Source organism: Rhodosalinus sp. FB01, from assembly GCF_041365715.1.
In the GTDB taxonomy this organism is placed as follows: Bacteria; Pseudomonadota; Alphaproteobacteria; order Rhodobacterales; family Rhodobacteraceae; genus Rhodosalinus.
In genome coordinates, this window is sequence record NZ_JBGFSH010000003.1 from 440,088 (window position 1) to 447,603 (window position 7,516).

The 7,516-nt window shown below is 65.7% G+C and carries 16 protein-coding genes; all 16 read right to left on the minus strand.

Annotated features, from left to right (window positions below; translation table 11 throughout):
- Positions 1-8: 8 nt before the first annotated feature.
- The 16 genes from rpsH to rpsJ all read right to left on the minus strand — a co-directional run bounded on the left by rpsH (position 9) and on the right by rpsJ (position 7,460).
- A complete protein-coding gene (rpsH, locus tag AB6A65_RS06870; protein WP_371037618.1) occupies positions 9-401 on the minus strand; it encodes a 30S ribosomal protein S8 in 393 nt (130 codons plus the stop codon).
- Positions 402-414: 13 nt separating this feature from the next.
- Positions 415-720 carry a 30S ribosomal protein S14 gene (gene rpsN, locus AB6A65_RS06875; RefSeq protein ID WP_371037619.1) on the minus strand — a complete coding sequence of 102 codons (306 nt, stop codon included), beginning with the start codon at positions 718-720 and terminating at the stop codon, positions 415-417.
- 19 nt (positions 721-739) lie between these two features.
- Positions 740-1,303: a 50S ribosomal protein L5 gene (rplE, locus tag AB6A65_RS06880; RefSeq protein ID WP_371037620.1), complete on the minus strand. Its 564-nt coding sequence runs from the start codon at positions 1,301-1,303 to the stop codon at positions 740-742.
- Positions 1,296-1,607 carry a 50S ribosomal protein L24 gene (gene rplX, locus AB6A65_RS06885; RefSeq protein ID WP_371037621.1) on the minus strand — a complete coding sequence of 104 codons (312 nt, stop codon included), beginning with the start codon at positions 1,605-1,607 and terminating at the stop codon, positions 1,296-1,298. Before rplX ends, rplE begins: the two co-directional genes overlap by 8 nt.
- The gene (gene rplN, locus AB6A65_RS06890; protein WP_371037622.1) at positions 1,607-1,975 is read right to left on the minus strand and encodes a 50S ribosomal protein L14; all 369 of its coding nucleotides are present in this window, start codon (positions 1,973-1,975) and stop codon (positions 1,607-1,609) included. The genes rplX and rplN overlap by 1 nt, the downstream gene beginning before the upstream one ends.
- Before the next feature lie 75 nt (positions 1,976-2,050).
- Positions 2,051-2,281 carry a 30S ribosomal protein S17 gene (rpsQ, locus tag AB6A65_RS06895; RefSeq protein ID WP_371037623.1) on the minus strand — a complete coding sequence of 77 codons (231 nt, stop codon included), beginning with the start codon at positions 2,279-2,281 and terminating at the stop codon, positions 2,051-2,053.
- A 10-nt stretch (positions 2,282-2,291) separates the two neighbouring features.
- Positions 2,292-2,495, minus strand: a complete 204-nt coding sequence (rpmC, locus tag AB6A65_RS06900) for a 50S ribosomal protein L29 (protein WP_371037624.1) — start codon at positions 2,493-2,495, stop codon at positions 2,292-2,294.
- A gap of 97 nt (positions 2,496-2,592) precedes the next feature.
- A complete protein-coding gene (rplP, locus tag AB6A65_RS06905; RefSeq protein ID WP_371037625.1) occupies positions 2,593-3,006 on the minus strand; it encodes a 50S ribosomal protein L16 in 414 nt (137 codons plus the stop codon).
- 13 nt (positions 3,007-3,019) lie between these two features.
- Complete coding sequence (gene rpsC, locus AB6A65_RS06910; RefSeq protein WP_371037626.1) at positions 3,020-3,724, minus strand: 30S ribosomal protein S3; 705 nt, start codon at positions 3,722-3,724, stop codon at positions 3,020-3,022.
- Positions 3,724-4,104: a 50S ribosomal protein L22 gene (gene rplV / locus AB6A65_RS06915; RefSeq protein WP_371037627.1), complete on the minus strand. Its 381-nt coding sequence runs from the start codon at positions 4,102-4,104 to the stop codon at positions 3,724-3,726. Before rplV ends, rpsC begins: the two co-directional genes overlap by 1 nt.
- Before the next feature lie 4 nt (positions 4,105-4,108).
- Entirely contained in the window at positions 4,109-4,387 is a 279-nt protein-coding gene (rpsS, locus tag AB6A65_RS06920; protein WP_371037628.1) for a 30S ribosomal protein S19, read from the minus strand.
- Between the two features lie 3 nt (positions 4,388-4,390).
- On the minus strand, positions 4,391-5,233 hold the full coding sequence (gene rplB / locus AB6A65_RS06925; RefSeq protein ID WP_371037630.1) for a 50S ribosomal protein L2: 843 nt from the start codon (positions 5,231-5,233) through the stop codon (positions 4,391-4,393).
- Positions 5,234-5,385: 152 nt separating this feature from the next.
- On the minus strand, positions 5,386-5,682 hold the full coding sequence (locus tag AB6A65_RS06930; protein ID WP_371037631.1) for a 50S ribosomal protein L23: 297 nt from the start codon (positions 5,680-5,682) through the stop codon (positions 5,386-5,388).
- Positions 5,679-6,296, minus strand: coding sequence for a 50S ribosomal protein L4 (gene rplD / locus AB6A65_RS06935; RefSeq protein WP_371037632.1), 618 nt, complete (start codon positions 6,294-6,296; stop codon positions 5,679-5,681). Before rplD ends, AB6A65_RS06930 begins: the two co-directional genes overlap by 4 nt.
- Positions 6,293-7,132: a 50S ribosomal protein L3 gene (gene rplC, locus AB6A65_RS06940; protein WP_371037633.1), complete on the minus strand. Its 840-nt coding sequence runs from the start codon at positions 7,130-7,132 to the stop codon at positions 6,293-6,295. The genes rplD and rplC overlap by 4 nt, the downstream gene beginning before the upstream one ends.
- A 13-nt stretch (positions 7,133-7,145) precedes the next feature.
- Positions 7,146-7,460 (minus strand): 30S ribosomal protein S10, encoded by a 315-nt coding sequence (gene rpsJ / locus AB6A65_RS06945; protein WP_371037634.1) that lies wholly within the window; start codon positions 7,458-7,460, stop codon positions 7,146-7,148.
- Positions 7,461-7,516: the final 56 nt, after the last annotated feature.

The following is a 7,516-nucleotide window of genomic DNA, read 5'->3' on the forward strand; positions in this document are numbered from 1 at the left end:
CTTTCTCCTCAGAATACGGTGCAGAGAACTTCGCCGCCCACATTCGCCGAGCGCGCGGCGGCGTCCGACATCACGCCCTTCGGGGTCGACACGATCGACACGCCGAGGCCCTGGCGAACCTCCGGAAGGTCCTTGACGCCCAAGTAGACCCGGCGGCCCGGCTTCGACACGCGCTTGAGCTCGCGGATCACGGGGGTGCCGTCGAAATACTTCAGCGCGATTTCCAGCGTCGGATGGCCACGCGCGTCGGTCCCCTTCTCGTAGCCCCGGATGTAGCCCTCCGCGGCCAGGACATCGAGCACCCAGGCGCGCAGCTTGGAGGCCGGCGTGACGACCACGGATTTTCCGCGCATCTGCGCGTTGCGGATGCGGGGGAGCATATCGCCGATAGGATCGTTCATCTCTCGACCTCCCTCACCAGCTCGACTTCACGAGGCCCGGGGCCTGCCCGGTCGAGCCGAGCTCGCGCAGGGCGATCCGGCTCACCTTGAGCTTCCGGTAATAGGCGTGCGGCCGGCCGGTGAGCTGGCAGCGGTTGTGCAGCCGCGTGGGCGAGCTGTTGCGCGGAAGCTTGGCAAGCTTCAGACGCGCCTTGAAACGCTCTTCCATCGGCTTCGACTCGTCGTTCGCGATGTCCTTGAGCGCGGCGCGCTTGGCGGCGTACTGCTCCACCATCCGCTGGCGCTTCTTCTCGCGCTCGATCATTGCTTTCTTGGCCATGTCGTGTCTCCTCCGGCGCTCAGCTGGTGAAGGGCATGTTGAAATGCTTCAACAGCGCCTTGGCTTCCGCGTCGGTCTTCGCGGTGGTGGCGATTACGATGTCCATTCCCCAGACCTCGTCGACCTTGTCATAGTCGATTTCGGGGAAGACGATGTGCTCTTTCAGGCCCATCGCGTAGTTGCCCCGCCCATCGAAGGACGTGCCGGACACGCCGCGGAAGTCGCGGACCCGCGGAAGGGCGATGGTGATCAGGCGGTCGAGGAATTCGTACATCCGCGCGCCGCGGAGCGTCACCTTGGCGCCGAGCGGCATGTCCTCGCGGACCCGGAAACCGGCGATCGATTTCTTGGCCTTGGTGATGACCGCGCGCTGGCCGGCGAGGGCCGAGAGGTCTTCCTGCGCCGACTTCGCCTTCTTGCTGTCGCGGACGGCCTCCGCTCCGCACCCGATGTTGAGCACGATCTTGTCGAGGCGCGGGATCTGCATGTCGTTCTTGTAGCCGAACTCTTCCTTCAGCGCCGCCTTGATCGTGCCGTCGTAGAGTTCGCGCAGACGCGGGGTGTAGGTGGTGGCGTCAAGCATCGATCACGTCTCCCGTGGTCTTGGCGTAGCGAACCTTCTTGCCGTCCTCGAAACGGAAGCCGACGCGGGTGGCCTTGCCGTTCTTGTCCACGATGGCGAGGTTCGACAGGTCGATCGGCAGCGCCTTCGGAACGCGGCCGCCCTGGCTTCGGGCGGACTGGGCGGTGTGGCGCACGGCCATGTTGATCCCGTCCACCACGGCCTTGCCGGCCTTGGGATTCACGGACGCGATGGTGCCGGTGCGGCCCTTGTCCTTGCCGGCCAGCACGACGACCTTGTCGCCTTTCTTGAGCTTCGCAGCCATCAGAGCACCTCCGGGGCGAGCGAGATGATCTTCATGAAGTTCTTCGCGCGCAGCTCGCGCACCACCGGCCCGAAGATACGGGTGCCGACGGGCTCGAGGTTGTTGTTGAGGATCACGGCGGCGTTGCCGTCGAAGCGGATCGCGGTCCCGTCTTCGCGGCGCACTTCCTTGGCGGTGCGCACGACGACGGCCTTGCGCACGTCGCCCTTCTTGACGCGGCCGCGCGGGATCGCCTCCTTGACGGAGACGACGATGATGTCGCCCACGCTGGCATATTTGCGCTTCGACCCGCCGAGGACCTTGATGCACTGCACCCGGCGCGCGCCGGAGTTGTCAGCGACATCCAGATTGGTCTGCATCTGGATCATGTGGTTTCTCCCGACCTTTGGGGAGGGTCCTGCCCTATCTCCCCAGGGTTTCGATCAAACCGGGTGTGGTCGTCCCTACTGGGCGATCACCTCCCAGCGTTTCGTCTTGGACTTGGGCGCGCACTCGATGATGCGCACCGCGTCGCCAACCTTGAAGGCGCCGTTCTCGTCATGAGCACGGTACTTCTTGGATTTCTTGACGGTCTTCTGAAGCACCGGGTGCTTGAAGCGCCGTTCAACCGCGACGGTGACGGTCTGTGCATTCGCCGTGGAGGTCACGGTGCCTTGAAGAATACGCTTGGGCATCTCGCTCTCCTCACTCGGCGGCCGCTTGCGCGGCCTTTTCGTTCAGGATCGTCTTCACCCGAGCCACGTCGCGGCGCACGACACGCATGCGTGCCGTGCTCTCGAGCTGGCCGGTGGCCTGCTGGAAGCGCAGGTTGAACGCTTCCTTCTTCAGGCCGACCAGTTGCTCGCGCAGCTGGTCCGGCGTCTTGTCTCTCAGTTCCTTGGCGTCCATCGCCTATCGTCCTTCCATCAGAAGTCGCGAAGACCCGCTTCGCGCTTTTCCAACAAAACGCCAGACCCCCGACCGGGCGCCGGGAGTCCAGAAAATCTCACCAGTCCTCGCGGACAATGATGCGCGTCTTGATCGGCAGCTTCATCGCGGCGAGTCGGAGCGCTTCCTTTGCCACATCCTCACCGACGCCGTCAATCTCGAACATGATGCGTCCGGGCTTCACGCGGGCCGCCCAGTAATCCACCGAACCCTTGCCCTTGCCCATGCGGACCTCGGTCGGCTTCGAGCTGACAGGCACATCGGGGAAGATCCGGATCCAGACGCGGCCCTGACGCTTCATGTGGCGCGTCATGGCACGGCGCGCGGCCTCGATCTGGCGCGCGGTGATGCGCTCGGGCTGCGCGGCCTTCAGGCCGTAGGTCCCGAAATTGAGGTCGGATCCGCCCTTCGCCTCGCCGTGAATGCGGCCCTTGTGCTGTTTGCGGAATTTCGTGCGCTTGGGTTGCAGCATCTTTCAGTCCTCCTCAGCGGCGACCGGCGCCGCGGGGCGCAGGACCTTCCTGCAACTCCTGGGCACGGCGCTCGCGAGCCTGGGGGTCGTGCTCCATGATCTCGCCCTTGAAGATCCAGACCTTGATCCCGATGATCCCGTAGGGCGTGCTGGCCTCGACATTGGCGTAATCGATGTCCGCACGCAGGGTATGCAGCGGCACGCGGCCCTCGCGATACCATTCTGTCCGCGCGATCTCGGCCCCGCCGAGGCGGCCGGCGACGTTGACGCGGATTCCGAGAGCGCCCATGCGCATCGCGTTCTGCACCGCGCGCTTCATCGCGCGGCGGAAGCTGACCCGGCGCTCGAGCTGCTGGGCGATGCTCTCACCCACGAGCTGCGCGTCGAGCTCGGGCTTGCGGACCTCGACGATGTTGAGGTGCAGTTCGGAGTCCGTCATGCGGGCGAGCTTCTGGCGCAGCGCCTCGATGTCGGCGCCCTTCTTCCCGATGATCACGCCGGGCCGCGCGGAATGGATCGTCACGCGGCACTTGCGGTGCGGACGCTCGATCACGATCCGCGACACGCCGGCCTGCTTGGCCTCCTCGCGAATGAACTCGCGGATCTTGATGTCCTCGAGAAGCAGGTCGCCGTAATCCTTGGTGTCGGCATACCAGCGGCTGTCCCAGGTCCGATTGACCTGGACGCGCATGCCGATCGGGTTCGTCTTGTTCCCCATTAGACTTGCTCCTCGATCTGGCGAACCTTGATGGTGAGCTCGGAGAACGGCTTGACGATCCTGCCGAACCGGCCACGCGCCCGCGGACGACCGCGCTTCAGCACGAGGTTCTTGCCCACCCAGGCCTCGGCGACGACAAGCTCGTCGACGTCCAGGTTGTGGTTGTTCTCGGCGTTCGCGATCGCGGACTGAAGGCACTTCTTCACGTCCTGCGCGATGCGCTTGTTGGAGAAGGTGAGATCGTTCAACGCGCGATCGACCTTCTTGCCGCGGATCATCGCCGCAACGAGGTTCAGCTTCTGCGGGCTGGTGCGCAGCATCCGCAGTTTCGCCATTGCCTCGTTGTCGGCCACGCGGCGGGGGTTCTTTTCCTTGCCCATCGCTTTACTTCCGCTTCGATTTCTTGTCGGCCGCGTGACCGTAATAGGTCCGCGTCGGCGAGTACTCGCCGAACTTCTGGCCGATCATGTCCTCGCTGACCGACACCGGCACGTGCTTGTGCCCGTTGTAGACCCCGAAGGTAAGCCCCACGAACTGGGGCAGGATGGTCGATCGGCGCGACCAGATCTTGATGACTTCGTTGCGGCCCGACTCGCGCGACGCTTCGGCCTTCTTCAGGACGTAGCTGTCGACGAAGGGGCCCTTCCAAACGGAACGTGCCATGGCTTAACGGCCCTTCTTGCGTGCGTGGCGCGAGCGCAGGATGAGCTTCTGCGACGCCTTGTTGGTGTCCCGGGTGCGGCGGCCCTTCGTGGGCTTGCCCCAGGGCGTGACGGGGTGACGGCCACCCGAGGTGCGGCCTTCGCCCCCGCCATGCGGGTGGTCGATCGGGTTCATGACCACGCCACGCACCGAGGGGCGCTTGCCCATGTGCCGCGTCCGGCCGGCCTTGCCGATGTTCTGGTTCGAGTTATCGGGGTTCGACACGGCACCGATGGTGGCCATGCACTCCTGCCGAACGAGGCGCAGCTCGCCCGACGACAGGCGGATCTGGGCATATCCGCCGTCGCGGCCCACGAACTGCGCGTAGGTTCCCGCGGCACGCGCGATCTGCCCGCCCTTGCCCGGCTTGAGCTCGATGTTGTGCACGATCGTGCCGATCGGCATGCCCGCGAACGGCATGGCGTTGCCGGGCTTCACGTCGACCTTCCGGCCCGCGACGATCTTGTCGCCGACGCCGAGGCGCTGGGGCGCGAGGATGTAGGCCTGTTCGCCGTCCTCGTACTGGATGAGCGCGATGAAGGCGGTCCGGTTAGGATCGTATTCGATCCGGACGACGACCGCCGTGACGTCGTGCTTCGTGCGCTTGAAATCGACGATGCGATAGAGACGCTTCGCGCCTCCGCCGCGGCGCCGCGCGGTGATGCGTCCGGTGTTGTTCCGGCCGCCCTTCTTCGTCAGACCCTCGGTGAGCGCCTTGACGGGACGACCTTTCCAAAGTTCCGAACGGTCGATCAGCACCAGCCCGCGCTGGCCCGGCGTCGTCGGCTTGTACGACTTGAGTGCCATGCTTTCTGTCTTCCGTTGTCAGCGGCGGGGTTCGCTCCCCGCCTTTGGTTTTGCGGCCCGTATCGGGCCTGGAGTGAAGGGCCCCTCGGGTCCCCGGTGAAAAAGCCGGGGCCCCGGTCGTCCCGGGGCCCCGCCTGAGTCGGCGCTCAGTATCAGAGGCCGGTCGTGACGTCGATAGTGTTCCCCTCCTCGAGGGTCACATACGCCTTCTTGACATCGCTGCGGCGGCCGGGGCGGCCGCGGAAACGCTTGGCCTTGCCCTTGGTGATGGTCGTGTTCACGGCCCGCACCTTCACGCCGAAAAGCTGCTCGACCGCTTCCCGGATCTGCGGCTTCGAGCTGTCGATGGCCACCTCGAAGACCACGGCGTTCGCTTCCGACGCCATGGTGGACTTCTCGGTGATGACCGGCTTGCGGATCACGTCGTAATGTTCGGGTTTCGCGCTCATTTCAGCCGCGCCTCCAGTGCTTCGACCCCCGCGCGCGTGATCACGAGCGTGTCGCGCTTGAGGATGTCATAGACGTTCGCCCCGACCGACGGCAGCACGTCGAGCCCTTCGACGTTGCGGGCGGCGCGCGCGAAGCCCTCGTCCACCTGCGGCCCGTCGATCACCAGGGCGCGCTTCCAGCCGAGGTTCTTCACCGCGCGTGCAAGCTCTGCCGTCTTGCCCGACGACTTCGCCTCGTCGATGACGATCAGGGCGCCTTCGCGCGCCTTCGCGGAAAGCGCGTGCTTCAGGCCGAGCTTGCGGACCTTCTTGGGAAGTTCATGCGCGTGGCTCCGCGGCGTCGGCCCCTTGTAGATACCGCCCTTGCGGAAGATCGGAGCGTTGCGGTCGCCGTGACGGGCACCGCCGGTGCCCTTCTGGCGATAGATCTTCTTGGTCGAGTAGCTGGTCTCGGAGCGCGTCTTCACCTTATGGGTGCCGGCCATCGCCTTGTTGCGCTGCCAGCGCACCACCCGGTGCAGAAGGTCCGCACGCGGCTCCAGTCCGAAGACGTCCTCGCCCAGATCGACCGAGCCGGCCGTGCCGCCGTCCAGCGTGATCACGTCGAGTTTCATTCGTCGCTGTCCTTCTTCTCGGCCTCGATGTCGGCCTCGGCCTCCTTGAGCGCGGCTTCCTGCTCGGCGGCTGCGGCCTCCTCGGCGGCGCGGCGGGCCTCCTCCTCCTCGGCGGCGGCCTGCGCGGCGGCTTCCTCGGCCTGGCGCTTCGCCTCGTCGGCGGCGGACTTGAGCGCCGCGGGCAGGATAACGTTCTCCGGCATCGCCTTCTTGACGGCGTCGCGCACCGTCACCCAGCCGCCCTTCGGACCCGGCACCGCGCCCTTGAGCATGATGACACCGCGCTCCGCGTCGGTGCGCACGACCTGCAGGTTCTGCGTGGTCACGCGCGCCGCGCCCATGTGGCCGACCATCTTCTTGCCCTTGAACACGCGGCCGGGATCCTGGCACTGGCCGGTCGAGCCGTGGGAGCGATGCGAGATCGACACCCCGTGGCTGGCCCGCAGGCCGCCGAAATTGTGCCGCTTCATCGCGCCCGCGAACCCCTTGCCGATCGAGGTGCCCGACACGTCCACGAACTGGCCCTCGAAATAATGGTCGGCGGTGATTTCCTCACCGACGCCGATCATGTTCTCGGGCGCGACGCGGAACTCCGCGACCTTCCGCTTGGGTTCCACGCTGGCCTTCGCGAAATGGCCGCGCATCGGCTGGCTCACCCGCTTGGCCTTGGCCATCCCGGCGCCGAGCTGCACCGCCGAATACCCGTGCGTTTCGGGCGTGCGCTGCGCCACCACCTGCAACTTGTCCAGTTGCAGGACGGTGACCGGCACCTGCCGCCCGTCTTCCATGAAGAGCCGGGTCATCCCGACCTTCCTTGCGATCACTCCAGAGCGCATCGTCCAGCCCCCCTTACACCTTGATCTCGACATCCACGCCGGCGGCGAGGTCGAGCTTCATCAGCGCGTCCACCGTCTGAGGCGTCGGATCCACGATGTCCAGGAGCCGCTTGTGCGTGCGGATTTCGAACTGGTCGCGCGACTTCTTGTTGACGTGCGGGCCCCGCAGGACGGTGAACTTCTCGATCTTGTTAGGCAGCGGAATGGGACCGCGCACCTCGGCGCCCGTGCGCTTGGCCGTGTTCACGATCTCCTGCGTGCTGGCGTCCAGCACGCGGTAGTCGAAGGCCTTGAGCCGGATCCGGATATTCTGGCTTGTGACTGCCATTTGTCTTGCCTTTCGCGGTTGAGAGGTGGACCGGGTATCTTTCCCGGCCCACGTCG

What these genes read in the sequence shown, in the direction of transcription:
- rpsH (WP_371037618.1), bottom strand. Translation starts at nt 401, where the DNA reads ATGAACGATCCTATCGGCGATATGCTCCCCCGCATCCGCAACGCGCAG.
- rpsN (WP_371037619.1), bottom strand. Translation starts at nt 720, where the DNA reads ATGGCCAAGAAAGCAATGATCGAGCGCGAGAAGAAGCGCCAGCGGATG.
- rplE (WP_371037620.1), bottom strand. Translation starts at nt 1,303, where the DNA reads ATGCTTGACGCCACCACCTACACCCCGCGTCTGCGCGAACTCTACGAC.
- rplX (WP_371037621.1), bottom strand. Translation starts at nt 1,607, where the DNA reads ATGGCTGCGAAGCTCAAGAAAGGCGACAAGGTCGTCGTGCTGGCCGGC.
- rplN (WP_371037622.1), bottom strand. Translation starts at nt 1,975, where the DNA reads ATGATCCAGATGCAGACCAATCTGGATGTCGCTGACAACTCCGGCGCG.
- rpsQ (WP_371037623.1), bottom strand. Translation starts at nt 2,281, where the DNA reads ATGCCCAAGCGTATTCTTCAAGGCACCGTGACCTCCACGGCGAATGCA.
- rpmC (WP_371037624.1), bottom strand. Translation starts at nt 2,495, where the DNA reads ATGGACGCCAAGGAACTGAGAGACAAGACGCCGGACCAGCTGCGCGAG.
- rplP (WP_371037625.1), bottom strand. Translation starts at nt 3,006, where the DNA reads ATGCTGCAACCCAAGCGCACGAAATTCCGCAAACAGCACAAGGGCCGC.
- rpsC (WP_371037626.1), bottom strand. Translation starts at nt 3,724, where the DNA reads ATGGGGAACAAGACGAACCCGATCGGCATGCGCGTCCAGGTCAATCGG.
- rplV (WP_371037627.1), bottom strand. Translation starts at nt 4,104, where the DNA reads ATGGGCAAGGAAAAGAACCCCCGCCGCGTGGCCGACAACGAGGCAATG.
- rpsS (WP_371037628.1), bottom strand. Translation starts at nt 4,387, where the DNA reads ATGGCACGTTCCGTTTGGAAGGGCCCCTTCGTCGACAGCTACGTCCTG.
- rplB (WP_371037630.1), bottom strand. Translation starts at nt 5,233, where the DNA reads ATGGCACTCAAGTCGTACAAGCCGACGACGCCGGGCCAGCGCGGGCTG.
- AB6A65_RS06930 (WP_371037631.1), bottom strand. Translation starts at nt 5,682, where the DNA reads ATGAGCGCGAAACCCGAACATTACGACGTGATCCGCAAGCCGGTCATC.
- rplD (WP_371037632.1), bottom strand. Translation starts at nt 6,296, where the DNA reads ATGAAACTCGACGTGATCACGCTGGACGGCGGCACGGCCGGCTCGGTC.
- rplC (WP_371037633.1), bottom strand. Translation starts at nt 7,132, where the DNA reads ATGCGCTCTGGAGTGATCGCAAGGAAGGTCGGGATGACCCGGCTCTTC.
- rpsJ (WP_371037634.1), bottom strand. Translation starts at nt 7,460, where the DNA reads ATGGCAGTCACAAGCCAGAATATCCGGATCCGGCTCAAGGCCTTCGAC.